Genomic DNA, 25,886 nt, shown 5'->3' with positions numbered 1-25,886 from the left:
GCGGCCGAACATCCCCGGCCTCGTCGCCGTCACCGCGGAACGCCACCAGAACAGAATCGGCGGTGACCGATCGCGCCGACAATGTCCGCATCGAATGCATCGCCGGCGCCGCTCGCACCGACAAACAGGTGCTGGTATTCCAGATGCAAGCGCGCGACCGGTAGGTGAGTCGAATCGGCCGATCCTGAATGCGATAGGTTCGAAAGGGTCGACGCGACAGGAGGATTTAAACGATGACTGCGGTGCATGGCATGTCGGTCGACGTTCAGACGCCCGATGGTGTCGCCGACGCGTATGTCGCCTACCCCGACGATGGCGCCGCCCACCCGGGAGTGCTGGTGATTCAGGACGGCTTCGGACTGCGGCCCAGCCTGCGGTCGCTGGCCGATCGTATTGCCGCCCACGGTTACACCGTCCTGCTTCCGAACGCCTATTACCGGCACGGGCGTGCGCCGGTGATCGAGCTGCCGGAGTTCATCGACCCGGCGGAGCGGCCGGAGATCTTCCAGCAGGTCTTCCCGATGATCCGCGAGCTGACACCCGAGGTCCTGCGTTCGGATACCGACGCTTACCTGCAGTGGCTGGCAGCGTCGCCGCAGGTCGCCGAAGGAAAGGTCGGCCTCACCGGCTACTGCATGGGTGCGCGGCTGGCGGTGCTGACCGCCGCCATGTTCCCCGATCGGGTTGCGGCGGTGGCCGGATTCCATGGCGGACCACTCGTCACCGACACCCCGGACAGTCCGCACCTGACCGTCGGAAACATCACGGCGGAGCTGTATTTCGCCCACGCCGGCGAGGATCACCACATGACTCCGGAACACATTGCCCAGTTCGACAAGGCACTCGATGCCGCCGGCGTCCGCCACCGCACCGAGGTCTATGCGGGTGCCCAACACGGCTACACCCAGGCCGATACTTCCGCCCACGACCCCGAAGCCGCCGAACGGCACTACCGCGAACTGCTGGCCCTGTTCGACCGCAATTTGCGCCAGTAGCTGGCTCGGCTGGACCAGCCCCCAACTGAACCCACTTTCAACCCACGGGCTAGTGCGGCGTCCAGACAACTCCTGCCGTATCCAGCCCTGGGCCGGGTCTGTCGAACGTAGTCGAATGGTGGTCGCGCAGGCCGAATTCGACCGCCTAGTGACTACGCTCGGTGAGCAGCCGAAGTGGGTAGCGCAGTAATCTATCTGGACGGGGCATTAGCCGCGACTGCTGCCTCCATGTTCACCGGCGCTCATTTGTTCGGGCTCACGCAGACCTTCACCGCCACCACCAGCACCGCGCTGACCTGGCCCGCCAAGGCAGCGACGCGGCCCACTTCGCGGCCTCCGGCGTCCACGCGACCGGCTACACCACCGCCATCACCCAACTGCTCGACTGGCTCGAACACGCAATCGACCACACGACATGGAACGACACGCCAGCCGTTTCACAAATAAAGCGGCCGGTGGGGCCGAGCAGATCGCCTGGCGGGCGGTCCCTTTGCCGACGCCCTGCTCGACGCTGCTGCACCACTCGACATCGAACTGCGCGAACGCCTTCGGGGCGGACGCGCGTCACTTACCGAGCGGCATGGACTTCCAGAGGGATAGCTTCTGATCGTCGTCGGAAGAGGTCTCGTACTCGATTTCCACCGTGAACCGGTTGCGGTCGGAATTCATGCTGAATCCGGTGTAGATCTTGCTATGCCGGTTGTACCGATCCGAGGGGTCGGTGAATATCAGCTTCATCGGTTCGGGGACGTCGGGGTGGATTTCGGTGCGCGGCTGTTCATGCGTGGACGGCGCGTGGATATCCTGGTTCGCGGCCTCGGGGGTGTCGAAATAGCGCAGAGTGAGGCGGAAATTCTTGTCCGCGCTGACGCAATAGATTTCTGCCTTCTCGTAGTCGTCGGAGGACCCCTGGCAGGTGGTGTCGTGCCAGCCGGCCTGTTTCGGCTTGCCGAGCACCAGCTTCGGGAAGGCGGCGGCGATGCGCTGCTGGTCACTGCTCCAACTGGGATGCTTCGAGTCGTATGCCGCGTACCCCACAACACCCGCCATGGCCAGCGCCAGCACCGTCACAATGGATCCCAGTCCGATGATCACAGTGCGGCAACCGCTGGCCTCGCGCGGGGGTGCCGCTGGGAACGGGGTGCCGGGGATCGCGGTGGACGGAATCGACTGTGCCGGAATCGATCCCGCCGGAACTGCCGCTGCCGGAAGCGATCCGGGTGGAGTCTGCATCGAAGGCATGGCCGCGGCAGGGGTTTGCGCGACCATGGGTGACCCGGCGCCGACTACCGTGGGCGGCGCCGTGAACTGCGGCGCCGCCTCTTGCTGCGATACGGTCGGATACCCCTGCGCCACCATGGTTTCCGCCGTGCGCGCAGCTTCCGCCGACGGCCGCCCGTGCAACGCATCCTGCACGGCCGCGGCGAATTCCGCGCAGCTGCCGAACCGCTGCTCGCGCTCTTTGGCCATGCCCCGGGCCAGCACCTGATCCAGCGCGGGCGGCAGGTCAGGGCGGAATCGGGTCAGCGGCGGTGGCGGCATGCTCAGGTGTCCGGCGATGACCTGCGCGGGATGTTCGGCATCGAAGGGCGTGCGGTGGGCCAGCAGCGTGAAAAGCGTGCAGGCCAAGGAATATTGGTCGGTGCGATGATCCACTTCGGAGCCGGCCAGCTGTTCCGGCGCGGCGAAAGCGAGGGTGGCCGTGAAGGTTCCGGTCGCGGTGAGCTGGGAGGTGACGCCCAGTACCCGCGCTATCCCGAAATCGGTGAGCACCGGGCGTTCCTCGAGCCCGGTCTTCGGGGCGGCGAGCAGAATGTTCGCCGGTTTGATGTCGCGGTGCAGTACTCCGCGCGAGTGCGCGTAGTCGAGCGCGGCGGCGCAGCCGGTGAGGATCCGCAGCACTCGCTCGATGGTCAGCTGATCCGGTGACAGTTGCGCGGCATCGGTCCCGTGGATGTACTGCATGGCGATCCACAGCTGTTCGTCGTGGATCCCGCGATCGTAGATCCCCACGATTCCCGGATGTTCCATGCGCGCAACGACACTGGCTTCTTGCTCGAACCGGCGGCGCATCTCCGGGTCGGCACAGACCTCCCGATTGAGCAGCTTGAGCGCGAGCTGCCGCGGTAGCCGCGGATGCCGAGCCAGATACACCGAGCCCATGCCGCCTCGGCCCAAAGCGCCCTCGATAGCGAAGTCGGCGAAGGTCGAGCCGATATCAAGTTGAGCCAACAGCTCCCCCGTTTCCTACCCGGACTGCGTCGCGAGCATATCCGAACCCGGCCGTGCCGGGCGTCCGGTTGTGTGAGGCCCCGTGTCGCAGCTAGCCGGGGACCGTTTACGTGGCGGAGCAGTTGACGTCGGGATCCAGTGGCAGCAGCCCGATCAGCAGCACCGACAGTTGGAAGAGGCCGAACCCCGCCGCCGCGGCGGTCAACCACATAGCGATCGACCGGTTGGCACCGTGACGCTTCCGCCGGTCGATGAGGGCATGGTTGTCGGTTCGCCGCTCTGTCATCCGCACTGCCCCGAGTCGAGCTCCCCGGTCGCCGAGCTTCCATGACCGGGTTCACGAACGCCTTTACGACGGTTATTGTTCCGCTTACGTACACTCAATCGAATGGTGCCGATCGCCCCTCGGTTCCGCCGGGCGAAGGCGCGTAACGCCTTCGCCCGGTGCATATCAGGGAACGGTAACCGTTACCAGCTCGCTGAAGGGCATCCCGCCGGTGGGGGTGTCGTCGAAACAGCCACCCCGGGCGGTGATGGTCGTTCCCGGTTCGAGCCCTTCCAGCGTTGTGGTCACGGTCTGGCCGGGGCCGGCCATCGACTCCGGGGCGCTGTTGCCGAAGAAGCGGTGATTTTGCTCGGGGCCGACACCGGCTTCCGCCCAGCACCGGCCGGTGCCGTTAGGGTTGTGCACAGTCGCGGTCACGGTTCCCGGCGCGGTGCCGACGAAGGTGACTTCGGGAGCCTGCAGCGGTGCTTGCGCGTTCGCCAGCACGGTGACCGGGCCGAACGCGATAAGCGCGGCGGACGCGGCCAGCAGAATGGGGCGATTGATTCGCATGTTCTTCACCGGACAGACCTTATCGGAGACGGCGACAGGCGAGCCCAATGCTCGCTTCCCCCAACGGATTCGAGCACATCAGTGTCCTGCGCCGGGAATTCGCTGCCGATATGAGGCGAGGCGTTCGCTGATTTCGTCAGCGGTTTTGGTCCAGACGAACGGCTTGCGGTCCTCGTTCCAGATGGCGATCCAGTCACGGACCGATTTCTCCAGCGCGGCAACGCCATGGAACTGGCAGAGATTCTCACCGCCGGTGAAGAAGTCGGGTTTCGGATTGCATCGATGGGTGGTGACGCGTGCTGACGGTTCAGCCCCGGTTCGTTGTGTTGAACCGAGGCTGACCGTATTTCAGAGGGTGGCCGGTAGGGCCGGTTGAACTCGCCATCCTGGATGCCAGCGGTGAAGGCATCCCACTCGGTGGGAGTGAAGACGAGCGCCGGGCCGGTCGGGTTCTTGGAGTCTCGGACTGCGGCATCGATGGGTGATCAATTCGAAAAATGCCGTATTTCGCAATCGGTCGGAAATGTGAATGGCTTGTGCTGCAACCGGATTCGTCCTGACGGTCCGGCCTCACCGGTTTCCTGGTGGGGCCGGACCCAGGCCATCGTGGTCACCCAGGTCGTCTGGTCAGCGGCTGAGCAACTGCATGTGCCTGGCCTGCTGACGGATCTGATTCAGCTGCATGTCCGCCTGATTGGCCCGGTCGTTCGCCCGTGCCGCCTGATCTTCGGCCTGCTGCGCCAACTGGCTGGCCTGTTCGGCCTGGTCCTGCGCCGAGGTGGCGCGTTGCTGACACTGATTGGACTCTGCCTGGGCCTGTTGCGCCTGACTGTGCGCCTGATCGGCCTCATTCTGGGCCTGTTGCGCCTGACTTACGGCCTGTTGCGCCTGACCTGCGGCCTGTTGCGCCTGCTGACGAGCCTGCTGTGCCTGCTGAACCGCCTGCATCGCACTCTGGTGCGACATCTGTGCCTGATGATGTATCTGCCGTGCCTGCGTCTGTGCCTGACGGGCCAGGGCGGTGGCTTGGGTCGCGGCCTGGCGGGCGTTCTGCGCGTCCGCGCGCGCCTCATTGCAGAATGCCTGGCACTGGATCTGCGCCATTTCCGCGTCCCGCCTGGCCATATCGAGCTCGTCGCCAGAGCGGGTCACGCTCGCCGTCCGTGTATCAGTTTCCTGAGCTGGCATTACCGAACTTCCTTCCGCAAATAGTGGATGTGGATTGGTACGGGTAGAACTCAGGGTGACCGGTCTCATCTTCACTGAAGTCACACCGGATCGTGGCTACTTCGCCGCAAACCATCGGAAACCGCGGCGAAACATATCCGATACCGGGAACCACGTCTCTGCGCTCACCGCCGGCCGGGCCGTTGGAGGGAGTGGAATCTCGAATCATGGCCAAGTGGTCATCGAGTGGCCAAACCTTCTGAGATTTGGACATGATTTCTTTCCAGGGTTCGAGAATGTCTCACGGGAGAGCGGTCCGCGGTTTGGTCGGCGAGCGTCCGCTTCTGCCAGTTCCAGGATGTTCGTCCGAATCATCGGTTACCGCACAGTCCCCCGATCGTTGTCGGTTCACGAACCGGTACCTGCGGAGCCGGTATGACCTCGGTGACATCGGCCTAGCAGTCGTTCGCGGGTTGGGGACGCCTGGCGGCTTCGCGCGCGGTAACCGGTGAGACACCGGCTCGCCATCCCCGGAACGGGTCAGTAACCACCGCCAGCGCTACCGCCGTCACCTCCACCGTGACCACCGTCGTAGTGCCCGTGACCAGCGTCGTAGTGCCCGTGACCAGCGCCGTAGGTGCCCGTGACCGCTGTCCGATGAACCCCAGATACCCTGGCCACCCCAATGCCAGCCGTCCGAATCGGAGCCGCCGTGATCGCCATAGCTCGGCACCGGGATCCCTGTGACCGCGGTCAGGTCCACGGTCATGCCTAGCGCCACGAATCGCTTGAACAGCGAGTGCTGGTTTCGAAAGAACCCTGTTTCCTGCGCGGAGTCCGTCTCGTCGAGGGCCTGTCTCACACTGTGGCGGAGGTTGCCCGTCTCAATTCGTCTGACCCGTGAGCGTAGCGGCCGGTTGGCCGCTCGATATGCGGCACTATCGTGCGTCCGTGAGAGATACCTGGGGGCAGTGCCTTTGCTGTGCGCCAGACTCTCGGTGTTCAGTCGCCAAACGTGGCACTAGTTGTTGGCGCGTTGGATGGAGCGTCGGACCAGGCCGCGGATGCCGGGGAGCTGGATGGCGCGGAGCATCAGTTCGCCGGCCCACACATGTGTGCGTGACGGCGGGGCGAATCGGCTGATTCCTTTGCGGGCCAGTGCCTGTCGTTTGTGTACTTCCGGGCGCAACGCCCTCTCCCAGGTGTCGAGAGCGGTGGGAATGTCATCGCCGTGTGCCGCTAGCGCGGTGCCGAGCTGCTCGGCGCCGTCGAGGGCAAGGGCGGCACCGTAGCCGGCGAATACCGTTACGCACCATGCTGCGTCGCCGAGCAGGACGACTCGGTCGTGACTCCAGCGGTCCATCACGATTTGGCCGACCGAGTCGAAGTAGGCGGTGGCGGGGTCGGCCTCGAGTTGGTGGAGGGCGTCGGCGACACCGCCTCCGAGGTCCCCGAACGCTCGGGTGAGCGCGGGTGCGGCGCCGAGAGCCAGTTCGGTGCCAGTGTCGGGGCAGCGGTAGGTGAAGAACGCCGAGGACCGATCCGGTCCCAGGTTCATCACCGCGGCCGTGCGTCCGGGGCCGATAAAGGTGGTACCGACGCCTCCCGGTACATGCTCGGGAACTGTTTCCAGCGGAAATGCGCCGACCATGTGGCCCAGGTCCACGAAATATTCGGGCTCAGCACCGAATACGAGCTCGCGGACTCGCGAGTGCACGCCGTCGGCGCCGACGAGGAGTTCGGTGTGCAGGTGGGTGTCGTCACTGAGGGTGACCACGACTTCCCCGGGGGTCTGGGCGACAGCCTGCACGGTGGTGCCGAAACGGATGTCGGCGAGGTCGGCCACGGCGTGGTATAGCGCCGACTCCAAGTCGCCGCGGAACAAGCTCAGTGCCCGGTTCCCGACAGCAGCCTCGGTGACAGCGGCTGGAATCCTGAACTTCTCCCGGCCATCCGCGTGGACGAGGACCGAGGTGAAGAACCCGATATCGCGCGGAGTCAACGCCGGTACCAGCCCGAGCCGCTCGGCAGCGGCATATCCGGGTCCGTGCAGGTTCACCAGGTAACCGCTACTGCGACGACTCGGCGCGCGTTCGACCACGACGACGTCCCAACCTTGCTGACGCAGCCGAAACGCGGCGGCCAAACCAGCGATACCCGCGCCGACGACCGTCGCCCGCCGGCCCGATGTCTTGGCGTGCTGGTGCGCGGCGTTCTCGAGGGCTTCCATGTGCGACTCCTGGATCGATCCGTTGTCGGCGAAAGTCATCCACGAGCTATCGCCATGCCGTCAACTAATAGTTGACGAGGAAATGATCGTCAACCTATGGTTGACGCATGGATCGACAGGTGCCGCTGCTGCGCGACGTGATCGTCGCGATCGAGCGGGCCCACCCCGATAGCAGCCTGGATCAGTTGGCAGCAGCAGTGATTCACGCTGCGCATTGGTTGGGGCTGGCTGATCAGCTGCTCGACTATTTCGTGGACCAAGCCCGGCACGCAGGCATGCCCTGGGCGGAAATCGGCGCCCACCTCGGTGTCTCCAGGCAGGCCGCGCAGAAACGATTCGCGACCCGCGTCGCAGAACGCCATGCGGCTACCACGCGGCAGTGACGAGCCGAATCGTGGTGGCGCGGCGGACAGGAGGAACCAAGATGCCAGAAGTACCGATTGTCACCGGCGCCCCGGCCAGCCGTGGTGTTGTCGCTGGTTCGGTCCGGCTGGTGCACAGTGTTGACGACTTCGACGCGGTTCGGCCGGGCGATGTCATCGTCTGTCGCACGACCGATCCGTCGTGGACAGTGCTTTTCAGCGTTGCCGCCGCGGTGGTGACCGAAACCGGGGGAATTCTGTCCCATGCGGCAATCGTCGCCCGCGAGTACAGGATTCCAGCCGTGGTGGCGGCCAAGGGGGCGATGGAGGCCCTGGCGAATCATCGGGTTATCTCGGTCGATGGGACCAATGGACACGTTCATGCCGTTCGCTCAACCCAACGTTGATGTCGCTTCACCAGGCATGGCTGCTCGACACGAAAGGGAGGTCCGGGATGACGTACGTTTCACGCAGTTCGTTGCTCGCGTTGCACGCAATCCGCCTTGGCGGGTTTGTTGATACGCAGGCGGTGGCCGACAGATACGCAATGCCTGTCGGCCTCGCCGAGTCGCACGTGCGGGACTTCCGAGAGTGTGGTTGGATCAGCCGCTTCCGTTTCGGGGCGGACGCAGGGTGGTCGCTCACCGAGAGCGGGCGTGCGGAGAACGAGCGGCTACTCGCCGACGAGCTTTCCGAGTGTGGGGCAAAAGCGTTCGTGGAAGACGTCTATCGCGAGTTTCTCCCGCTCAACGCACGGTTGGTGCAGGCTTGCACCGCCTGGCAGCTGACCATCCTTCCCGATGGCAGCATGCAGGACAACGACCACGGGGACGCGCAGCGGGACCGGCCGATCCTGGCCGAACTGGAAAGCCTCGCAGAGGAATTGGTTCCGCTGACGATTCAGCTCACCGAACGACTCGCCCGGTTCTCCGGTTACGATACTCGGTTCGCCGCGGCACTCTCCCTGGCCGCCGACAATCCCGAGATGGTTACCGGCACCAAACACGATTCCGCCCACCGGGTTTGGTTCGAACTGCACGAAGATCTGATTGCCACGCTGGGTATCGACAGGGCACTCCCCACCTGCCCCTAGGTAGGTTCTCCCAACCCCGGCCGTTCGGGCTGTCCAGGAAAGTGTGCAGGCCGTGCTCAGGAACGGCACCGTCGGCAAAACTCCTCACACAAGTGCCCCGGCTGATCGCCAGGAGGAATGCCGAGGGCCGCCAGACACAGCCCGCGGCGATTGCTGCGGTCACCGCACGAGCCGAATGCCCATTGGTCTGTAGAGAGCGGAATCTCAGAATGATGGCGGATCCGCCATGTCACCGCCGAACATTCTGAGATTCCGCCACGACTTTCGAGACCCGACACTTCGAAGGCTCGTTGCTATGCAGGCCGATTGAACTCGCCGTTATGGATGCCAGCGGTGAAGGCGTCCCACTCCGAGGGAGTGAAGACGAGCGCTGGGCCGGTCGGGTTCGTGGAGTCGCGCACTCCGACCATGCCCTCGGCGAGGTGCGCGACCTCGACACAATCCTTGCCACTGGCGCTGCGGCCGCTCTTGAACCACTTAGCCTCGGGCAAGTCGATATTCATGGTGCTAACTCCACGCGACGTAGGCCAGTCGCTATGCAGGCCGGTTGAACTTGCCGTCTTGGATGCCAGCGGTGAAGGCGTCCCACTCTGAGGGAGTGAAGACGAGCGCTGGGCCGGTCGGGTTCTTGGAGTCGCGTACTCCGACCATGCCTCCGTCCAGGTGTGCAATCTCCACACATGTGTCGTTGCCCGAGCTGTGGCTGCTCTTGAACCACTTAGCCTCGGGCAGGTCGATGTTCACCTTCGTACTCCTTCGCGATTGCCCTGATGAGACTCCGGGTGTCATGCTCGCTCAACGCTACCCGCTGTATACCGGAACAGGCTGCCTGATACTGAGCTATCTCGCTTGGCTTGTCCAAGTAGAGATTTCCGCTGAAGCCCTCTACGTAGACAATCGGTGATTCGTTGAGCGCCGGGTTCGGGTGGGCCGGGAACTCGAGGTACACGAAGTCTTTGGTCACCAGGCCCAGGTGATTTGCGGCTCGAAATTCGACAGCCCTGATCGATACGTTTGGGAGGTTACCGATTTCGACAAGCCGGTTCAGTTGGTCGCACATGTTCTGTTCACCGCCTATGCAATAGCGCAACGCGGACTCACTCAGCAGCACTTCCAGAGCGAATCTATCCGAATCGTGCAGTCGGTTTTGACGTTTCGTGACCAGATCAATGTCAGACCCGATTTCAACAGGTCGACCCTGCGCGTCCCATACCGCGTGACGGTAGGAGGGCGTCTGCAACAAACCCGGAAGCAATGTCGACTGCCACGAGATGACGCGGCTCGCGGATTGTTCGAGCCCAACGAACATCTCGAATTCCGGGACCATCGCGCCGGTGTAGGACTGCCACCACCCTTCCTTCTTGGACTCCTGAGCCAACCACAGCAGCAACCGTCGATCGTCATCGCTGGCTCCATACAGGTCGCAGAGTGCATTGATGACCATTCTCTTGATTTCGTTGCCGCGCCCAGATTCCAAGCGCCACAGAGTCTGTGAGCCCATCTCACACGCCTGTGCGGCTCGTGCCCTGCTCAGGTTGCGCTCCTCTCGCAGCTCTCGCAGGCGTCGTCCGAGCACCCGGCGCGGCAGAGTCGTGTTGTTCGATTCGGTCGACAAAGTAATGCCACCCACCCTTTCGTTAGCGTTACTCACGGTCATGTCAAGCTAGATGGAATAGTCAGCCTGTTTGGAGCGAATTCGATTCGGGCCGAATCGAATTGGAGTGCTCCCAACCTACCTGTTCGGTGTTTTACTAGCTATGCGCCAGACGGTCGGGTCTACCGAACATTCGCCCCCCTCAACCACCCCGCGCGGTGGTGAATTCGGCGATGCCGCGCCCCGCCGTCTGATGTTCCAAAATCGCTACCGTCACAATATCTTTCGGAGGTATCCCCGTGTCCGGTCCGACAGCAATTGAGCACAATACGGTGCCTCCCGATTCGAGGACGACCGCGATTCGGCGCGCGAGCGCTCGAGCGGGCGCTGCCGATATCGAAAGCGAGCGGCCGAAGGCGGTCGGAATGGTGCGCGGCGATGTGTCGGGACTGCAAGCGCCTCGGCACGCGATCGCCGTGCAGCGGCACGCCCGTGCGCTCGGCTATCACTACGTGTACACCATCCGGCCGCCACAGGATATCGACGATGCGATCGGCTACGCGCTCGGCATCGCGGCGGGTTTGGATGTGGCCGCGATCGTGGTCTACGGGCTGGACCAGGTGGATAATCAGCCTGCGCGAGTATGTGAGGACTTCGATCTCGAAACAGTCTGTCCCGCAACGACATGGGCGCGCGTAGCGGGTCCGGCGCCGGTCGAGACGGGTGCGGCGTGAGCGACGAGGCGATACTCACCCCGCCGCGGGTCTGCGGCCGTGCCGATGTGCGATTGGCGCACGAGTTGATGCGGCAGCACCGGGTATGTCGGGCCGATCGGTGTATCTGGAAATCGGCGGCGTACTACACGCTGGTGGCCGCGGGGCATCTCGCGCCGCAGACGCTGACGCCGCGCGAGCGGGCCGCGGCGCGCAATATCGCCTTCCCGCGGCTGGACGCGCAACCGCCGGTGTGCGGCGGACCTCCGCTACGAACGCTGCGCGAGGTGTTGGAGAGGTTGTCCGAACTGGCGGTAGCGGTGCCCGACTCGAACGGCACTGCCGACCAAAGGAATTGAACCCGATGGGGGGCCGAATATGCGCGAGCGTCGTACCGAGGTCGATGGGTGGGTGGTCATTTGGGAGATCGACCATTGGCGCATCCGAATTATGCTCGTGCGCAGCGTTATCGATAGTGCGCGGCCTTTGCTGAACGCTGATGTCTCGGTGGGTGCGCCCGATCTGGCCGATATGCGTGAGAAATATCCGAACCTGTCCCGGTTGTGGGATGCGGTGCGGCACGAGTTCTGGGCGGAAGTTATTACGCCCCAGGAGCATTCAGAGGGGACTATTTGATTGATGGACAGGAGCGTTATGGACTATCCACCCATCGAACCGGTGTTGGTGTTGAAGTTTATCGAGTTGGTCACGTCTTGGCCGGTGATGCGCTTGATGGATAGGGCCATGATATGGCCCATATCTTTGACGACCTCGATGTGTTCGCGGATGATCGCGTCTATTGAGTTGTTCTCCCCGGAGGCTTGGGCCTTGAACATCTTGGCTAGATCGTCGGCCATGTGGAAATCGCCAAAGCCGGAGACGTTTTGGGCGCGCTGTGCGAAGACAAGCATGTCCTCTAGCGTGGTGATCCGCTCATCACATGCAGTCATGCAGGCTCGGGCTGCCTGCTCGTCGTCCAAGTACAGCTCGCCGCTGCGTGCCTGGTCCGCGAATTTGCGCCACTGTGCGATGTCATCGCCACTCATGCAGATGCCCCTCCCTGAACGTTCACTGCGGTAGTACTGGAACTATCTCGGCACCGAATCGGCTGAGCAGCGCACATGGATTCTCGGGATTGTCCAGCGCGGCCCTGTTGCTGAGTTCTATCTGCAGAACTCCCTGCTTGGCAGGGAAGACCACATCGCAGAGGAGGTCTTTAGATCCGCCTTCGACCCGGAACTGCCTGCCCTGACGACCGCCGATGGTGACGTCACGGAACTCGACGTTCCCGGATTTGGTCTCGAAGTCCGAGACCGGGCGGGCGGTGGAATACACGGTGATGTAGTACCTGGGCCCCCGCCATCCGCAGATTTCCCAACCGGATTGGTGGACGCCCGCAACACCGCTATCTTTCGTTGTCGGGTCCACGCCCGCAGCCGTGAGCGTGCCGTCGGGGATCTGCGTGCACGGATCGAACAGCTTGACCAGCGCCGCACTCGTCGCACTGCTCGCGGTCGGATTACCGCTCGTAGAACCCCCACACGCGACCAACCCCGGCAGAACAGCCGCCGCGAGCACCATCAACTTCCATCCGTGCGCCATCCCCGCCCTCTCTAGCTGCGACTATCTGGAGAGGTCGACCCTATCAAACGGTATCCCCGGCATTGGGGGGCGAGAGGGGAGGCGCGCGTCGAGGATTCAGTGCAGAATCATGCGCGCTGAAACCCTCGGCGCAGCCGTGTGCGATGCCCGTCACGTCACACCTTCGAGCGGCATGGTGTGAGCGGATCGATACCGCGGAAACGTTGGATTACCAGCGTGTATACAAATGCGTCCGATGTCTGTTTTGTCCGCTTTTCGCGTTGACAGTGCCATACCCCAGGTGCAGGCTGCTGCGTGACTTTCCGTGCGCTCGCCGTAGAGCCGTCGCGGTCTGGCAATCGGAGGAGCAGGGTGGTGCGTTTACGTCAACGGTCGGAAAAATCCGGGGGCACACCGGATATTGCTGCCGACTCTGGAAGTGAACGCCAGGTTGCCGGGAACAGAATAGTGCGGCCGCGCACGATTCGGGGGCAATTGGCTCGAATCCTTGTCCTGTCATTGGTTTTGGTGCTGGCGCTGCTCGGGGTGACGATTGCTCGGGAGGTCGAGGCGTTCCGCGAGAGCGGTGACACCGTGCACGCGGTCTCACTCGCACTGGCCGTACAGGATCTGGTGCAGCAGGCGCAGCGCGAACGCGGGCTCAGCAATGGCCTGCTCGGCGGCGATATCCGATTGGTGCAGGCCGTGTCCGACCAGCGGGTCGAAACGGATCGGGCGATGCGTGCACTCGAGGACGCGGCGGCCGGGAATACGCCCGGCGCGGCCGAAGTGCGTTCGGCGATAGGACAATTCGACGCGCTCGATGCGACCCGCACGCAGATCGACGCCCGCCGGACCAGCAGGCAGGCCGCCTTCCAGTTCTATACCGACGGTATTTCCGCGCTGAATCGTCTGACGCTCGGGCTCGATCAGGCGCGCGATGCGGAGGTGCGGCACGGCTTGGCGGCGCTGTACGCGCTCGGCGAGGCCAAGGAGCAGACGGCCAAGGAGCGCGGCTTCCTCAATGGCGTTTTCGCCGCCGATGAATTCCGCAATGGCGAATATGTCGAGTTCCTCGATATCCGCGCCGCCAAGATGGCCGGGCTGACCGCCTTCGCGCGCGATGCGACCGCAGCACAGCAGGCCCGGCTCGATGCGGTGCTGCGCAGTGAAAATGCCGTCAAGGCAGGTGAATCGGAGCGGATCGCGATCGCGTCGAGCGCGGGTCCGCTGGTGCGTTCGGTGGATCCGAGCACCTGGTGGGCGCAGATGACGGCGGTCATCGATGAGCAGCGCGCGGTGCAGCAGGCGGTCGGCAACGATGTGCAGCGGCGCGCGGAGGCGCTGCGCCGGGATGCGTTCCTCACCCTCGGCGGCTTTCTGCTCGCGGCGCTGATCGCCATTGCCGCCGAGGTGGCGCTGGTCGTCGCCAGTGTGCGCGCCATTGTGCGCCCGCTCGGCGCGCTGGCGGCGGAGGCGGATGATGTCGCCAATCACCGGCTACCCGAGGTGATCGCGGCCTGGCAGGCATCCGGTGAGACCCACCCGGACCCGCCAGCACCCGTGCGCACACCGCGCGGCGCGAGTGCCGAAATCGCTGCGGTGGCAGGGGCATTGGACGGCGTGCAGACCACAGCCTTCGAATTGGCCTCGCAGCAGGCGCTGATCCGGCGCAATACCACCGAATCGATGGCGAATCTGGCGCGGCGCAATCAGAATCTGGTGCGCCGTCAACTCGGGCTGATCAGTGAATTCGAACGCGAGGAACTCGATCCCAAGGGGCTGTCGAATCTGTTCGAGCTCGATCACCTGGCCACCCGCATGCGGCGCAATGCCGAAAGTCTGCTGGTGCTGGTGGGCGCGGCGAGCCCGCGGCGCTGGGCGGAGCCGATCGCGCTCACCGATGTGATCCGCGCTGGGTTGTCCGAGGTCGACGACTATCGCCGGGTAGTGCTGCGGCGGGTGGACGAAGTCGCGATCACCGGCGCGGTGGTCAGCGATCTCGCGCATATGCTCGCCGAGCTGATCGAGAACGGATTGGCCTTCTCCCCACCAGATCTGGAGGTGGAGATCTACGGGCGCAAGCTGCCGAACGGATATTTGCTCGCGGTGGTGGATCACGGTGTCGGCATGCCGGTGGAGCAGTTGGACGAGGCGAATGCCCGGCTGAGCGGCGAAACCGATTTCATTGTCGCGCCGATGCGGTATCTGGGGCATTACGTGGTCGGCCAGTTGGCGCGGCGGCTCGGGATCGATGTCGAGTTGAATGTGTCGCCGGTGAGCGGGATCGTCGCGCGGCTGTTGCTGCCGGTGGGAATCATTGCGGGAGAGAAGGATCGGCGTGCGCCCGGGGAGCGAGGTGAGGCAGGTGCGGTGCCCGCTGGTGCGGTGCCGGGTATGCCGGGGCCTACCGAGTCGGCAGCGTCCGGGCTTGTCGGTGCTGCTAGAGGGTCCCTTGCGGGTGGGAACGACGTAGCTGTGGCTGGGGAGCGGGGCTCGCTGGCTGCTGGTGCGGTGTCGGGTGTGCGGGGGAGTGCCGAGTCGACGGTTGGGTTTGTCGGTGCCTCGGAGGGATCCGCCGCCGGTGAGGCTGTTTCGGCGAGACCGGTGCTCGGTAGGCCGAGACACGGTGCCCCGGTCAACGGCGCTCCGGTCAACGGTGCCCAGGTTAGTGGTGTTCAGGCTAGTGGTGCCCAGGTTAATGGTGCTCAGGTCGATGGCGCTCAGCTCTACGCGGCTCAGATCGACGATGCACTGATCAACGGGCGTCAGGTCGACGGTGCTCCACTCAATAGCGCTTCGGGACCTGGTGCGCCGACACATGGTAAGCGAATGACCGGCGGATCCGCGGACGACGGTGCCGGGCCTCGGCGACAGCGGTCCGGTGGACCCGCGCATGCACGACCGGAACTTCCATCGCCGACACCGGCACCGGCGCCGTTTGCGCGCTTCCATTCCGCGCCGGACGATTTCGGCGATGATGTCGCATCCATCGCAACCGACGTCGACCGAGCCGTAACAAGGGGCGACAGGGCGGCGTCCGAGGTTGTCCCCACGGGCGATAGGGCCTCGTTCGAGGTTATTCCGACCGGTGATAGGGCTGCGTCGGGGGGCATCCCGACGGGCGATATGGCTGCGTCGGGGGTCATTCCGACCGGTGATAGGGCTGCGTCCGGGGGCATCCCGACGGGTGATAGGGCTGCGTTCGGGATCAACGGATCGCTGGCGGGTCTGCCGAGGGTGAACGGCGCTGGGAGCGATGGTGCCAACGGATCCAGGACCGATCTGCTTGCAGTCAGCGGATCCGGGACCGATCGCCGCTTCGACGCCGTACCTGCGACCGATCGCCCAACCGACGCTGCACCCGCGACCGGTGGTCTGCGACCGGCTATCCCATCTTCGCTGAGCGGTTTGTCGTGGCCGATACCCGAAACAGCAACGGCAGTACCGGAATCCGATTCCGCACCGGCTGATGTGCAGCGAACCAAAAACGGATTGGTCAAGCGCAACAAGCGAGCACGCGCGGCTGGCAGCGGAAGCGACAGCACGCCAAGGGTTCTCACCCCGACGCCCAGTACTCCGACCGCGGAACGCTCACCGGCCGAAATCCGCAGCATGCTCTCGTCGTTCCGTGCCGGGCACGAGCGCGGCGCTCCCACCCCGCCGCGACCGGAGGCATCCGAAAGCATCCCGCGCGCCACGGATTTGGCGCAAACCCCCGCTTCACCCCCTACCGCAGAGGAGATTCGGTGACCACCCATATACCGACCGCGGACCCGCATACCTTCAACTGGATGCTGGCCAACTTCGTCCGCGATACCGACGGCGTTCGCGATACCGTCGCGGTCTCTTCCGACGGCCTGCTCATCGCCATGTCCGATGGGCTGGACCGCACCGGTGCCGATCGACTTGCCGCCATGGTCTCCGGCCTGGCCAGCCTGGCCCGAAGTGCTTCGCGCAGTTACGCATTCGATGGTCTGAAGCTGATCATGATCGAGATGAAGCGCGGCTTTCTGCTGGTCTCCGCACTCGGTGACGGCAGCTGCCTGGGGGTGATTGCCGACGGCAGCTGCGATGTCGGTCTGGTCGGCTACGAGATGGCGGTGCTGGCCGAACGCGCCGGTGCGCTGCTCGACCCGGCGCTCATTTCGGAATTGCGAGAGTCGTTGCGCAGATGAGACATCCAGACCGGCCGCGGCTGCCGGACCCGCGGATGATCCCGGTGAACCAATCCCTCGGCTGGCTCGGACCGAACCGGCCGCCGCGGGACAGTCCGGATGTGCAGATCCCCGATGATCGATTCGTGCGACCCTTCGTCGTCACGGCGGGACGCACCACACCGCTGATCGACGGGCTGCGCATCGAAACACTGGTGCAGGCAACGCCTGCCGCGCTGTCCGCACCGCTGCACTTCGAACAGCGCACCCTCGTTCGGCTGTGCCAGCAGCCGCATTCCATTGCCGAAATCGGAACGGCGCTGCACGTTCCGGTGGGCGTCGCGAAGGTGATCGTCAGCGATCTCGCGACCGCCGGGCATGTTTCGGTCCGGGACGCCCCCGAACTTTCCACCGCAGCCATCGAGAGGATCAGGGACCTTGTACGGGCACTCTGAATATCGGACCCCAGCGGCCGAGCGGCCCATGCCCGCCTCGGTCAAGATCGTGATCAGCGGCGGATTCGGGGTCGGTAAAACAACATTCATCGGTGCGATCTCCGAGATCGAACCGCTGGAGACCGAGGCGGCGATGACCGAGGTCGCCATCGGCGTCGACGATGCGGGGCGGCGCGAAGATAAGAACCAGACCACCGTCGCCCTCGATTTCGGCCGCATCACCCTTGACAGCTCGCTGATCCTCTACCTGTTCGGCACCCCCGGCCAGGACCGCTTCGTCTTCCTGTGGGACGACCTGGTCGACGGTGCGCTCGGCGCGGTGATCGTGATGGACACCGGCCGGGTCGAGGACTGCTATCCGGTGCTGGACTATTTCGAAGAGCACAACACGCCATTCGTGGTGGTGGTCAACCGTTTCGAACAGGGCGAGCGCTTCGAACTCGACGAGGTCCGCGAGGCACTGGAGCTCGACGAGTGGATCCCGATCCTGGAATGCGATGCGCGAGACCGGGAATCGGTAAAGGAGGTACTCGTAGCGCTGCTGGAACGGGTGCTCGTACAGCGCCTGTCCGCACCACGGCCGCAAGCCCGCGAGGTCGGCTGACCCGTAGCCTGGCGCTCGTGGGTGAGCACAAGGAGCGGATGCTGCGCGGGGAGCTGTACCGCGACAGCGATCCGGAGCTGGTAGCCGAGCGGATCCGGGCTCAGCGGCTGTGCGATGAGTTCAACCACACCGGACCCGAGGAGACCGAGGGGTAAGAGTGAACACTATGGATGCTTTCTACCTGCCCGACTCCTCGGACCCGGACCTGTTCCATCCCACCGAACTCACCCGTGGGCCGTGGTCGCCGAATGCTCAGCACGGCGGGGCACCGTCGGCACTATTGGGGTATGTGATCGAGCAGTGCGAGCCACGGCCGGAGTGCCGGGTCGGACGGGTCACGGTGGAGTTTCTCGGGCCGGTGCCGATCGCGCCGCTGCGGGCCGAAGCGCGAGTCACCCGGGCCGAGGCGCGAGTCGCCCAACCCGGGCGCAGTGTCGAATTGATCGAGGCCACACTGAGTTCCGACCGCGGACCGGTGCTGAAGGCCACCGCCTGGCGGCTTCGACCAGTTGAGCCGGAACTCGACGTACCGACCGAGATGCTGCCGACCGGCACCCGGCCCGGCCCGGACACCGTGACGCCGAGCCCGGATCACAGCTTCCCGAGTACGCAGCCGGTCGGATTCCACACCGGGGTCGAATACCGTTTCGTCTCAGGCGCTTTCCAGACCCCGGGCCCGGCCGTGTGCTGGATTCGCCTGCGCTACTCGATCGTGGCTGGCACCTCGCTCAGCCCGCTGCAGCGCACCCTCGCCGCCGCTGACTTCGGCAACGGCGTCAGCTCCGTACTGCCATGGGGCCGATACTTCTTCATCAATACCGATCTCACGGTGACCCTGCACCGCGACCCGGTCGGCGAGTGGATCTGCCTGGACGCGGCCACCTACCCCGAACACAGCGGCATCGGCCTGGCCGAGTCCCGCCTGTTCGATCAGACGGGCCCGATCGGACGCGGCACCCAGACGCTGCTGCTCGGCACGCGCTGACCCGGATGACAGCGGCGTAGCCGGGCTCGGTAGTCATTCGGTGATGGCGTGGTGGTCGGTGCGGGCAGTGTGGTCGCCCGCGAGCTGCCGTCGCGGCGGACGATCCGGCGCGGGTGCTGTGCGAGTTGTGAGCGTCCGCTCGGCGGGCTCGATGCGTCGGTCTTGGTCGTGACGCATTCGCGGCCATCGGTCGCGGCATCGGCGGGTGCGACGGATCCGTACACCATCGAACTGATCAAGTAATCCGGTGCTGAGCAGGGGATGTCGGACGAATCGGCGCGGTACCGGCCGAGGCGGTCAAAAATCTTCTCGGGAACCCGATGAATTCAGGATGCGCAAGACGTCATTCCTGTGTACCGCTCGAACCAAGGGAGACAGCAATGAGCAACGGCAAGGATTTCGCACTGACCCACGTGTCCATTCTGGTCGGCGACCAGGACAAGGCACTGGAGTTCTACCGCGATGTCATCGGCTTCGAGGTCCGCCAGGATATGCCGTTTCCGGGCGGTCGCTGGCTGACCGTCGGACCGGCGTCGCAGCCCGGTATCGAATTCATCCTGGAGAACCCGGAGATGAACCCGAGTGACGCCGCGCGCGAGGCCGCAAAGGGGCGGCTGGCCAGCGGTGCGCAGGGCACCTTGATCTTCACCACCGAGGCCGTCGACGACACCTTCGCCCGGCTGCGCGATGCGGGCGTCGATGTGGACCAGGAGCCGATCACCCAGCCGTATGGCGTGCGGGACTGCGGATTCCGCGATCCGTGGGGCAACCACCTTCGGTTCTCCCAGATCCTCGGCTGATCATGCCGATGCCGATGCCGATGCGGATCGGCATGAACCCAGGTCAGCACCTCGGCGCGTGGTGAGCACCTGGCAGATCGGACCACCCGAGGGGCGTGCGCAAGGCGGCCTGCGTCGACTGCCGTACGTGCGGCTGTGCACCCGTGCGGAGGCGAATGTCACCGCGAACCTGGTGGCGTCGCGCAGTAGGGTCGAATTCATGAGCGAGCGCAGCGAGCGAGTCATGACATGGCGCGTATGGCGCGCGATGGAAGCGAGCGCCAGCGAGGCACGGGCATGAACCAGGCGCGGATCGACACCGAACAGGACGCGACCCGGCCGCTCCGGGATGACATCCGATTCTTGGGCGGCGTGCTCGGCGACACCATCCGTGATCACGAGGGTCCGGAGGTGTTCGATCTCATCGAACGGGTGCGGATCGAGGCATTCCGGGTACGGCGCGAGGAGGTCGGGCGCAGCGCGGTGGCGGAGATGCTGGACGGCGTCGATATCACGGTGGCGCTGCCGCTGATCCGGGCGTTCAGCTATTTCGTCCTGCTGGCGAATCTGGCCGAGGATATCCAGCGCGATCGGCGGCGGGCGGCGCACGAGGCGGCGGGGGAGCCGCCGCAGGAATCCTCGCTCGCGGCGACCTATCGCAAACTCGACGCGGCGGCACTCGACGGGGCGGAGGTCGCGGATCTGCTGACCGATGCCCTGGTGTCGCCGGTGATCACCGCGCATCCGACCGAAACCCGGCGCCGGACCGTCTTCGATGTGCAGACCCGGATCACCGAATTGATGCGGTTGCGGCAGCGCTTTTCCGAGACCGAGCGGGAGCGGGCCGATTTCGAGCTGCGGATCCGCCGTCAGGTGCTCGCACTGTGGCGCACCGCGCTGATCCGATTGCAGCGCTTGCGGATTCAGGATGAGATCGCGGTCGGCCTGCGCTATTACGAGATCACCCTGTTCGATGTGATTCCAGCGATCAATGCCGAGGTGCGCACGGCGCTGCGGTCGCGCTGGCCGGGTGTCGAGCTGCTGCCGCGGCCGATGCTGCGACCCGGATCCTGGATCGGCGGTGACCGGGATGGAAATCCCTACGTGACAGCCGATGTCGTGCGCACCGCCGCGCAGCAGGCCGCCGCGGTCGCCTTCGGCCGGTATCTGCACGAGCTGGTGGAGTTGGAGAAGTCGCTGGCGCTGTCGGCGCGACTGGTGCCTGTCACACCCGAGGTGGCGGCGCTCGCGGAGATCGGTTACCCGAATCCGGCCGCGTATGCCGATGAGCCGTATCGGCGGGCGCTGCACGGTATCTGGTCGCGGCTGGCGGCCACGGCCGAGCGTGCGCTCGGCGCGGTGCCGGGCCGACCCGGCGAGCAGGGCGCGCGGTCGCAGGCCGTGGACGGGGCGGTGCCGGATACGGCGCTGCCGGTGGGTGTTGCGGCGCAACCGTATTCGTCACCGCAGGCGGTACTCGATGATCTGGATGCCATCGATGCCTCGATGCGGGCCAGCGGTGACGACCTGCTCGCCGACGACCGGCTGGCAGCACTGCGATATGCCATCGAGACCTTCGGATTCCATCTCCAGGGTCTGGATATGCGGCAGAACTCGGAGGTGCACGAGCAGGTCGTCGCCGAGCTATTGGCCTGGGCGGGTGTGCATCCGGACTATGCGAGCCTGTCCGAACCCGAACGGGTCGAACTGCTGGCCGCAGAGCTGCGGACCCGTCGGCCGTTGCTCGGTCCGCATGCGCGATTGAGCGAACTCGCCGCCAAGGAACTCGATATAGTTCGTGCCGCACGCGATGTCGTGGACACCTTCGGTACCGAGGCGGTGCCGAACTACATCATCAGCATGTGCACGTCGGTGAGCGACATGCTGGAGGCCGCACTGCTGTTGAAGGAGGGCGGGCTGCTCGATCCGGGTGAGCCCGACGGGCCGCCGAGCTGTTCGGTGAATATCGTGCCGCTCTTCGAGACCATCGAGGATCTGGGCGCCGGAGCGGACACACTGGCCGCCGCGCTGGATGTTCCGGTGTATCGAGAGTTGGTGTCCGCCAAGGGAATGCGGCAGGAGGTCATGCTCGGATACTCCGATTCCAATAAGGACGGCGGATATCTGGCGGCCAACTGGGCGTTGTACCGGGCGGAGCTGGATCTGATCGAGGTGGCGCGCAAGACCGGAATTCGGTTGCGGCTCTTCCACGGTCGCGGTGGCACGGTCGGCCGTGGTGGCGGCCGCAGTTATGACGCCATTCTCGCCCAGCCCGCCGGTGCCGTGCAGGGTTCGTTGCGATTGACCGAGCAGGGTGAGGTCATCGCCGCCAAATACGCGGAACCCCGTGCGGCGCATCGCAATCTGGAGTCGTTGATCGCGGGCACCCTGGAATCGACGCTGCTCGATGTCGAGGGGCTCGGTCCCGACGCCGAACCGTCGTATGAACTCATGGACGATCTGGCGGCGCGGGCGCGGGCGGCATATGCGCGGCTGGTGCACGAAACACCGGGATTCGTCGAATATTTCCGGCAGTCCACGCCGGTCGCCGAGGTCGGCGATCTCAATATCGGCAGCCGGCCGGCCTCCCGCAAACCGACGAATTCGGTCTACGACCTGCGGGCCATTCCCTGGGTGATGTCGTGGAGTCAGGCCCGGGTCATGCTGCCGGGCTGGTACGGGACCGGTGCGGCACTCGAGGAATGGGTGGGCGGTGATCCACAGCGTCTTGCCACGCTGTCCGACCTCTACCAGCGGTGGCCGTTCTTCCGCACCGTGCTGTCGAATCTGGCCCAGGTCATGGCCAAGAGCGATCTGGATATCGCCGCCCGCTACGCCGAACTCGTCGACGATGTGGCCCTGCGCGAGCACATCTTCGGCATGATTCGCGACGAGCACGCCCGCACCATCCGCATGCACGCCGCGATCACCGGCAACGATCACCTGCTCGCCGACAACCCGTCCCTGGCGGAGTCGATCCACAACCGCTTCCCGTACCTGGAGCCGCTGAACCAGATGCAGGTGGAATTGCTGCGGCGGCTGCGCGCGGGCGACGATTCCGAACTCGTCAAACGCGGCATTCTGTTGACAATGAACGGACTCGCCACCGCACTGCGAAATTCGGGCTAGGCCGTGCGGAACCGGGGCCGTGTGGCACCGGCCGGCGACCTTGCCCCGGCCGGTCCGGCATGGCAACCCGGCCGGGGCAGTCGGTGGTCTTGCGGTTGGAGCTGCGCGACCCGGCACAATCGCAGTGGGAACCGATGCCAGGACAGCGAGGAGCTCGGATGATGAACGACCCGATCCGGCGCGTCGGCCCTGCGGTCAGGATATTCCGCCGTCGACGCAGAGTTCCTGGCCGGTGATGTAGGAGGCGTCGGTCGACGCCAGGAATGCGACGGCCGCGGCTACCTCGTCGGGGCGACCGAGGCGGTTCAGCGGAGCCGAGGCGGCCATCCGCTGCAAGCGTTGGGTGAATTCGCTGTCGGCTAGGCCGGGCCGTCCGCCGGGGATCTCGATCGGGCCTGGGTTGACGGCGTTGACGCGAATTCCGCGGGGTGCGAGTTCGGCGGCGGCGCTGCGAGCCAGCGAACGCAGTGCCGCCTTCGACGCGGTGTATATGCCGGTTCCCGGTCTGCGCCAGGCCGGGTCTACCGGAGCGAGACCGCACAGCACGACGGCCGCGCCGTCGTTGAGATACGGCACCGCCTTCTGCAGTGTGAAGAACGCCCCTTTGGTATTGACGTCGAAAACCTCGTCGAAGCTCTCCGCTGTCACCGCGTCCATCGGTTGGAAGTGTTTGAAACCCGCGTTGACGAACAGGACATCGATCGAGCCGAGGGCCTGGGACACCGTGATGAACAGGGCGTCGAGTGAGTCCGTTTGTGCGACATCCGTCGGTACCGCGAGCGTCGACTCGCCGATCGATGCCGCTGCTGTGTCCAGTCGCTGCCGGTTTCGGCCAGCGATGGCGACTCGTGCGCCTTCGTTGTGGAACCGTTGCGCCGCGGCGTATCCGATGCCGCTGCCGCCCCCGGTGACGACCGCGACCCTTCCGTCGAACCGCCGCCCGGCCGTCACCATTCGATGAATCCGTCCGCGTGCCGCCATACGGTGAGCTCTCCCGCATCGATGCCCTCGACCTGCGTGAATTGCCGGTAGTGCCGATAGATTCCGTCGAGAGTCGGCCACGCGTCCAGCGCGAGGATCTCCGCCGTGGGGGCGGTGTGATCGACCGGCCGACCTTCGGCGCGGCGGGAGTTGGACGCCGGATGGCCGGAGATCGCTTGCCTTTCCCGAACATAGAGGGCATGCGACAGCTGACCCTGTCGGCGCGCGGACGGCAGCTGCGCGGACACGGCGTCGACGAAACCCGGCACCGCGTCGGCGACGGCAGCTGTCCGAGCGCGGAAGACCGCGAAGTACACCGCCTCGAGGCCGTCCGGGGTAGGCACCTGATAGTCGAATCCGCCTGGCGCCCGGTGCCATTCGGACTCCTCCCGGGAGGAGAACAGCAGGTCCCCGGTCTCCTGCGCGAACGGGTTACCGAAGAATGCCTCCATTCCGTTCCCGTCGACCCACAGGTCGACGAACAGCAGCTCCTGCGGCGCGGTGTCCTCCGCACTGACGAGGATCGCATGACTGATGTCTCCGAGGGATCGGGCGATCTCGATGCCCGGCTGCGGTCCGGATCCGACGAATTCGTTGTGGAGCGCGCGTGCTTTACCGAGTTCGACGGCCGCGGGGCCGCGGGTCAAATGGAGGATAGGTATGGGTATGGGCATGGTGCGCTCCTGGGGTGCTATCGGATGGTACGAGTACCGAAGCTATAGACCCCTTGGCAGGGTTTCCATGCCGTGCAATCCTGAAAATATGTCAGATCGTCCGGACATTGCGATAGATGTGCTCACTGACGTGTTGAGTGCCATGGAGCTGCGGGGCTGGTTGCACTCCCGCACCGAGGCCACCACACCGTGGCGTTTCGATTTCCAGGCCAGCCCCGACAGCATCTTCCACGTGCTGGGCGGCGCCGGCGGTTACCTACTCGTCGACGGGCACGCCGCGGTCCAGGTCGGCGCGGGGGACCTGATCGTCTTTCCACATGGCGACCCGCATGCGCTGGCCGACGATCCGGGTTCGGGTCCGGGCCGCACCGTGCGACTGGAATACGAGCCGAGCCGGCCACATCACGTCTTTCCGTTCGCCGGCGACGGGACCGCGACGGTAATGCTCTGCGGGGTGTTGCGGCTCGCTCGCGGTCGGCACCGCCAGCTGCTGGGATCACTCCCCGCGGTGATGCACATCCGGGGCGCCGACGGCCGGTTGTCACCGGAGACCGCCGACATCGTGGCCCTCATCGCGCGGGAATCCCGCTCGCAGCGTCCCGGCACCGAGGCGGTGCTGCGGCGGCTCACCGAGATCCTGTTCATCCACATGATCCGGGCGTGGTTGGAGCAGCAGTCGGCGAACAGCCGAAATTGGTTGCGCGGCTTGAACGATCCCGCCATCGGACGGGCCCTGAGCCTCATCCACCAGGCGCCGGAACGCCGATGGACAGTGGCCGAACTCGCCGCGGCGGTAGCCCTGTCCCGCTCGCAGTTCGCGGCACGGTTCACCGAACTGGTGGCCGAATCCCCGATAAACTATGCCGCGCAATGGCGCATGGAGCATGCCGCGCGCCTGTTGCGAACCGGCGCAACGGTCCCCGCGGTCGCCGCCAGGCTCGGATACACATCCGAGGTAGCCTTCCGCAAGGCCTTCGCCCGCCAGTTCGGCATCCCGCCGGGCGCCTACCGCCGAACTGCCGCCGACGGGCATCCCCGGACCGGTAAGAATGCCGCAACCGCCGCCGGCGCGCCGTAGCCGGGGCCTCGGTAGGCCACGGTCGCGCCCGGATCGGGTGCTGGCCGAGGCCTGCTCCGCACGCGCCAACCGGGCCTGGCTACGCCGCCGTGGCATCCGCGCGACCATCCTGATCCCCGCCAACCAGATCACCAACCGCCGCAACCGGGGCTCGGCCGATGGCCGGCCGCCCGCCTCTACCGCGACCGCAACGCAGTCGAACGCAGCATCAACCCGCTGAAGCAAAACCGTACCGTCGC

31 protein-coding genes and 1 pseudogene are annotated in these 25,886 nt (G+C 65.3%); 19 read left to right on the top strand and 13 right to left on the bottom strand.

Annotated elements, in window-relative coordinates; all coding sequences use genetic code 11:
- Positions 1 to 233 precede the first annotated feature (233 nt).
- Positions 234 to 995, top strand: a complete 762-nt coding sequence (locus ABZW16_RS07205) for a dienelactone hydrolase family protein (protein WP_354953141.1) — start codon at positions 234 to 236, stop codon at positions 993 to 995.
- A 242-nt stretch (positions 996 to 1,237) separates the two neighbouring features.
- Here ABZW16_RS07205 and ABZW16_RS07200 read toward each other — a convergent pair whose 3' ends face one another.
- The 5 genes and pseudogenes from ABZW16_RS07200 to ABZW16_RS07180 form a co-directional block, all read right to left on the bottom strand.
- Positions 1,238 to 1,393, bottom strand: coding sequence for a hypothetical protein (locus ABZW16_RS07200; protein ID WP_354953139.1), 156 nt, complete (start codon positions 1,391 to 1,393; stop codon positions 1,238 to 1,240).
- A 166-nt stretch (positions 1,394 to 1,559) separates the two neighbouring features.
- Entirely contained in the window at positions 1,560 to 3,227 is a 1,668-nt protein-coding gene (locus tag ABZW16_RS07195; RefSeq protein WP_354953137.1) for a protein kinase, read from the bottom strand.
- Positions 3,228 to 3,333: 106 nt separating this feature from the next.
- Positions 3,334 to 3,513, bottom strand: a complete 180-nt coding sequence (locus ABZW16_RS07190) for a hypothetical protein (protein WP_354953136.1) — start codon at positions 3,511 to 3,513, stop codon at positions 3,334 to 3,336.
- 165 nt (positions 3,514 to 3,678) lie between these two features.
- Positions 3,679 to 4,074 carry a hypothetical protein gene (locus ABZW16_RS07185; protein ID WP_354953134.1) on the bottom strand — a complete coding sequence of 132 codons (396 nt, stop codon included), beginning with the start codon at positions 4,072 to 4,074 and terminating at the stop codon, positions 3,679 to 3,681.
- Positions 4,075 to 4,430: 356 nt separating this feature from the next.
- Positions 4,431 to 4,532: pseudogene (locus ABZW16_RS07180) on the bottom strand (DUF397 domain-containing protein); the annotation flags it as partial.
- A gap of 10 nt (positions 4,533 to 4,542) precedes the next feature.
- Here ABZW16_RS07180 and ABZW16_RS07175 point away from each other — a divergent pair.
- A complete protein-coding gene (locus ABZW16_RS07175; protein ID WP_354953132.1) occupies positions 4,543 to 5,277 on the top strand; it encodes a hypothetical protein in 735 nt (244 codons plus the stop codon).
- A gap of 976 nt (positions 5,278 to 6,253) precedes the next feature.
- On the opposite strand, the gene ABZW16_RS07170 is transcribed toward ABZW16_RS07175, so the two are convergent.
- Entirely contained in the window at positions 6,254 to 7,462 is a 1,209-nt protein-coding gene (locus tag ABZW16_RS07170; protein ID WP_354953130.1) for an FAD-dependent oxidoreductase, read from the bottom strand.
- A 107-nt stretch (positions 7,463 to 7,569) separates the two neighbouring features.
- Here ABZW16_RS07170 and ABZW16_RS07165 point away from each other — a divergent pair, with 107 nt between their 5' ends.
- Genes ABZW16_RS07165 through ABZW16_RS07155 form a run of 3 tightly spaced genes read left to right on the top strand, consistent with a single transcriptional unit; the run spans position 7,570 to position 8,917 of the window.
- Positions 7,570 to 7,845 carry a hypothetical protein gene (locus ABZW16_RS07165; RefSeq protein ID WP_354953128.1) on the top strand — a complete coding sequence of 92 codons (276 nt, stop codon included), beginning with the start codon at positions 7,570 to 7,572 and terminating at the stop codon, positions 7,843 to 7,845.
- A gap of 41 nt (positions 7,846 to 7,886) precedes the next feature.
- Positions 7,887 to 8,231: a PEP-utilizing enzyme gene (locus ABZW16_RS07160; protein WP_354953126.1), complete on the top strand. Its 345-nt coding sequence runs from the start codon at positions 7,887 to 7,889 to the stop codon at positions 8,229 to 8,231.
- The gene (locus tag ABZW16_RS07155) at positions 8,231 to 8,917 is read left to right on the top strand and encodes a hypothetical protein (RefSeq protein WP_354953124.1); all 687 of its coding nucleotides are present in this window, start codon (positions 8,231 to 8,233) and stop codon (positions 8,915 to 8,917) included. Before ABZW16_RS07160 ends, ABZW16_RS07155 begins: the two co-directional genes overlap by 1 nt.
- Before the next feature lie 293 nt (positions 8,918 to 9,210).
- Here ABZW16_RS07155 and ABZW16_RS07150 read toward each other — a convergent pair whose 3' ends face one another.
- Genes ABZW16_RS07150 through ABZW16_RS07140 form a run of 3 tightly spaced genes read right to left on the bottom strand, consistent with a single transcriptional unit; the run spans position 9,211 to position 10,574 of the window.
- On the bottom strand, positions 9,211 to 9,420 hold the full coding sequence (locus tag ABZW16_RS07150) for a DUF397 domain-containing protein (RefSeq protein ID WP_354953122.1): 210 nt from the start codon (positions 9,418 to 9,420) through the stop codon (positions 9,211 to 9,213).
- A gap of 31 nt (positions 9,421 to 9,451) precedes the next feature.
- The gene (locus ABZW16_RS07145) at positions 9,452 to 9,661 is read right to left on the bottom strand and encodes a DUF397 domain-containing protein (protein WP_354953120.1); all 210 of its coding nucleotides are present in this window, start codon (positions 9,659 to 9,661) and stop codon (positions 9,452 to 9,454) included.
- Complete coding sequence (locus tag ABZW16_RS07140) at positions 9,636 to 10,574, bottom strand: helix-turn-helix transcriptional regulator (RefSeq protein ID WP_354953117.1); 939 nt, start codon at positions 10,572 to 10,574, stop codon at positions 9,636 to 9,638. The genes ABZW16_RS07145 and ABZW16_RS07140 overlap by 26 nt, the downstream gene beginning before the upstream one ends.
- A gap of 362 nt (positions 10,575 to 10,936) precedes the next feature.
- Here ABZW16_RS07140 and ABZW16_RS07135 point away from each other — a divergent pair, with 362 nt between their 5' ends.
- The 3 genes from ABZW16_RS07135 to ABZW16_RS07125 are packed head-to-tail and all read left to right on the top strand — an operon-like array spanning position 10,937 to position 11,860.
- Positions 10,937 to 11,245 (top strand): hypothetical protein, encoded by a 309-nt coding sequence (locus ABZW16_RS07135; RefSeq protein ID WP_354953115.1) that lies wholly within the window; start codon positions 10,937 to 10,939, stop codon positions 11,243 to 11,245.
- Positions 11,242 to 11,583, top strand: coding sequence for a hypothetical protein (locus tag ABZW16_RS07130; RefSeq protein ID WP_354953113.1), 342 nt, complete (start codon positions 11,242 to 11,244; stop codon positions 11,581 to 11,583). Before ABZW16_RS07135 ends, ABZW16_RS07130 begins: the two co-directional genes overlap by 4 nt.
- A 19-nt stretch (positions 11,584 to 11,602) precedes the next feature.
- Positions 11,603 to 11,860 (top strand): hypothetical protein, encoded by a 258-nt coding sequence (locus ABZW16_RS07125; protein WP_354953111.1) that lies wholly within the window; start codon positions 11,603 to 11,605, stop codon positions 11,858 to 11,860.
- Between the two features lie 23 nt (positions 11,861 to 11,883).
- Here ABZW16_RS07125 and ABZW16_RS07120 read toward each other — a convergent pair whose 3' ends face one another.
- Complete coding sequence (locus ABZW16_RS07120) at positions 11,884 to 12,270, bottom strand: hypothetical protein (RefSeq protein WP_354953109.1); 387 nt, start codon at positions 12,268 to 12,270, stop codon at positions 11,884 to 11,886.
- 22 nt (positions 12,271 to 12,292) lie between these two features.
- Positions 12,293 to 12,826: a DUF3558 domain-containing protein gene (locus ABZW16_RS07115; RefSeq protein WP_354953107.1), complete on the bottom strand. Its 534-nt coding sequence runs from the start codon at positions 12,824 to 12,826 to the stop codon at positions 12,293 to 12,295.
- 474 nt (positions 12,827 to 13,300) lie between these two features.
- Between ABZW16_RS07115 and ABZW16_RS07110 the strand changes: the two genes are divergently transcribed.
- From ABZW16_RS07110 to ppc, 10 genes are all read left to right on the top strand, one after another.
- On the top strand, positions 13,301 to 16,558 hold the full coding sequence (locus tag ABZW16_RS07110) for a nitrate- and nitrite sensing domain-containing protein (protein ID WP_354953105.1): 3,258 nt from the start codon (positions 13,301 to 13,303) through the stop codon (positions 16,556 to 16,558).
- Between the two features lie 41 nt (positions 16,559 to 16,599).
- Positions 16,600 to 16,983: a roadblock/LC7 domain-containing protein gene (locus tag ABZW16_RS07105; protein WP_354953202.1), complete on the top strand. Its 384-nt coding sequence runs from the start codon at positions 16,600 to 16,602 to the stop codon at positions 16,981 to 16,983.
- 35 nt (positions 16,984 to 17,018) lie between these two features.
- Positions 17,019 to 17,417, top strand: a complete 399-nt coding sequence (locus tag ABZW16_RS07100; RefSeq protein ID WP_354953200.1) for a DUF742 domain-containing protein — start codon at positions 17,019 to 17,021, stop codon at positions 17,415 to 17,417.
- 28 nt (positions 17,418 to 17,445) lie between these two features.
- Positions 17,446 to 18,021: an ATP/GTP-binding protein gene (locus tag ABZW16_RS07095; protein WP_354953104.1), complete on the top strand. Its 576-nt coding sequence runs from the start codon at positions 17,446 to 17,448 to the stop codon at positions 18,019 to 18,021.
- A 17-nt stretch (positions 18,022 to 18,038) separates the two neighbouring features.
- Positions 18,039 to 18,176 (top strand): maltose acetyltransferase domain-containing protein, encoded by a 138-nt coding sequence (locus tag ABZW16_RS07090; RefSeq protein WP_354953102.1) that lies wholly within the window; start codon positions 18,039 to 18,041, stop codon positions 18,174 to 18,176.
- An 11-nt stretch (positions 18,177 to 18,187) separates the two neighbouring features.
- Entirely contained in the window at positions 18,188 to 19,006 is an 819-nt protein-coding gene (locus ABZW16_RS07085; protein WP_354953100.1) for a thioesterase family protein, read from the top strand.
- Between the two features lie 48 nt (positions 19,007 to 19,054).
- On the top strand, positions 19,055 to 19,249 hold the full coding sequence (locus ABZW16_RS07080) for a hypothetical protein (protein ID WP_354953098.1): 195 nt from the start codon (positions 19,055 to 19,057) through the stop codon (positions 19,247 to 19,249).
- 137 nt (positions 19,250 to 19,386) lie between these two features.
- Positions 19,387 to 19,806 (top strand): VOC family protein, encoded by a 420-nt coding sequence (locus tag ABZW16_RS07075; RefSeq protein ID WP_354953096.1) that lies wholly within the window; start codon positions 19,387 to 19,389, stop codon positions 19,804 to 19,806.
- A gap of 61 nt (positions 19,807 to 19,867) precedes the next feature.
- Positions 19,868 to 20,086, top strand: a complete 219-nt coding sequence (locus ABZW16_RS07070) for a hypothetical protein (RefSeq protein WP_354953094.1) — start codon at positions 19,868 to 19,870, stop codon at positions 20,084 to 20,086.
- Positions 20,083 to 22,914: a phosphoenolpyruvate carboxylase gene (gene ppc / locus ABZW16_RS07065; protein WP_354953093.1), complete on the top strand. Its 2,832-nt coding sequence runs from the start codon at positions 20,083 to 20,085 to the stop codon at positions 22,912 to 22,914. Before ABZW16_RS07070 ends, ppc begins: the two co-directional genes overlap by 4 nt.
- A 195-nt stretch (positions 22,915 to 23,109) precedes the next feature.
- Here ppc and ABZW16_RS07060 read toward each other — a convergent pair whose 3' ends face one another.
- Complete coding sequence (locus ABZW16_RS07060; protein ID WP_354953091.1) at positions 23,110 to 23,868, bottom strand: glucose 1-dehydrogenase; 759 nt, start codon at positions 23,866 to 23,868, stop codon at positions 23,110 to 23,112.
- Positions 23,862 to 24,569 (bottom strand): hypothetical protein, encoded by a 708-nt coding sequence (locus ABZW16_RS07055; RefSeq protein ID WP_354953089.1) that lies wholly within the window; start codon positions 24,567 to 24,569, stop codon positions 23,862 to 23,864. Before ABZW16_RS07055 ends, ABZW16_RS07060 begins: the two co-directional genes overlap by 7 nt.
- Positions 24,570 to 24,657: 88 nt before the next feature.
- On the opposite strand from ABZW16_RS07055, the gene ABZW16_RS07050 reads away from it, so the two are divergent.
- Positions 24,658 to 25,647, top strand: a complete 990-nt coding sequence (locus ABZW16_RS07050; RefSeq protein WP_354953087.1) for an AraC family transcriptional regulator — start codon at positions 24,658 to 24,660, stop codon at positions 25,645 to 25,647.
- The last annotated feature ends 239 nt before the right edge of the window (positions 25,648 to 25,886 follow it).

It is taken from the genome of Nocardia sp. NPDC004604, from assembly GCF_040609795.1.
In the GTDB taxonomy this organism is placed as follows: Bacteria; Actinomycetota; Actinomycetes; order Mycobacteriales; family Mycobacteriaceae; genus Nocardia.
The sequence above is the reverse complement of the archived record's forward strand: the minus strand, read 5'-3'. Positions and strand labels throughout refer to the sequence as shown.

Coding starts and splice junctions, on each gene's coding strand:
- ABZW16_RS07205 (WP_354953141.1), top strand. CDS start 234: ATGACTGCGGTGCATGGCATGTCGGTCGACGTTCAGACGCCCGATGGT.
- ABZW16_RS07190 (WP_354953136.1), bottom strand. CDS start 3,513: ATGACAGAGCGGCGAACCGACAACCATGCCCTCATCGACCGGCGGAAG.
- ABZW16_RS07175 (WP_354953132.1), top strand. CDS start 4,543: ATGGGTGATCAATTCGAAAAATGCCGTATTTCGCAATCGGTCGGAAAT.
- ABZW16_RS07170 (WP_354953130.1), bottom strand. CDS start 7,462: ATGGAAGCCCTCGAGAACGCCGCGCACCAGCACGCCAAGACATCGGGC.
- ABZW16_RS07165 (WP_354953128.1), top strand. CDS start 7,570: ATGGATCGACAGGTGCCGCTGCTGCGCGACGTGATCGTCGCGATCGAG.
- ABZW16_RS07160 (WP_354953126.1), top strand. CDS start 7,887: ATGCCAGAAGTACCGATTGTCACCGGCGCCCCGGCCAGCCGTGGTGTT.
- ABZW16_RS07155 (WP_354953124.1), top strand. CDS start 8,231: ATGTCGCTTCACCAGGCATGGCTGCTCGACACGAAAGGGAGGTCCGGG.
- ABZW16_RS07150 (WP_354953122.1), bottom strand. CDS start 9,420: ATGAATATCGACTTGCCCGAGGCTAAGTGGTTCAAGAGCGGCCGCAGC.
- ABZW16_RS07140 (WP_354953117.1), bottom strand. CDS start 10,574: ATGACCGTGAGTAACGCTAACGAAAGGGTGGGTGGCATTACTTTGTCG.
- ABZW16_RS07135 (WP_354953115.1), top strand. CDS start 10,937: ATGGTGCGCGGCGATGTGTCGGGACTGCAAGCGCCTCGGCACGCGATC.
- ABZW16_RS07125 (WP_354953111.1), top strand. CDS start 11,603: ATGCGCGAGCGTCGTACCGAGGTCGATGGGTGGGTGGTCATTTGGGAG.
- ABZW16_RS07120 (WP_354953109.1), bottom strand. CDS start 12,270: ATGAGTGGCGATGACATCGCACAGTGGCGCAAATTCGCGGACCAGGCA.
- ABZW16_RS07115 (WP_354953107.1), bottom strand. CDS start 12,826: ATGGCGCACGGATGGAAGTTGATGGTGCTCGCGGCGGCTGTTCTGCCG.
- ABZW16_RS07105 (WP_354953202.1), top strand. CDS start 16,600: ATGCTGGCCAACTTCGTCCGCGATACCGACGGCGTTCGCGATACCGTC.
- ABZW16_RS07100 (WP_354953200.1), top strand. CDS start 17,019: ATGATCCCGGTGAACCAATCCCTCGGCTGGCTCGGACCGAACCGGCCG.
- ABZW16_RS07095 (WP_354953104.1), top strand. CDS start 17,446: ATGCCCGCCTCGGTCAAGATCGTGATCAGCGGCGGATTCGGGGTCGGT.
- ABZW16_RS07085 (WP_354953100.1), top strand. CDS start 18,188: ATGGATGCTTTCTACCTGCCCGACTCCTCGGACCCGGACCTGTTCCAT.
- ABZW16_RS07075 (WP_354953096.1), top strand. CDS start 19,387: ATGAGCAACGGCAAGGATTTCGCACTGACCCACGTGTCCATTCTGGTC.
- ppc (WP_354953093.1), top strand. CDS start 20,083: ATGAACCAGGCGCGGATCGACACCGAACAGGACGCGACCCGGCCGCTC.
- ABZW16_RS07060 (WP_354953091.1), bottom strand. CDS start 23,868: ATGGTGACGGCCGGGCGGCGGTTCGACGGAAGGGTCGCGGTCGTCACC.
- ABZW16_RS07055 (WP_354953089.1), bottom strand. CDS start 24,569: ATGCCCATACCCATACCTATCCTCCATTTGACCCGCGGCCCCGCGGCC.
- ABZW16_RS07050 (WP_354953087.1), top strand. CDS start 24,658: ATGTCAGATCGTCCGGACATTGCGATAGATGTGCTCACTGACGTGTTG.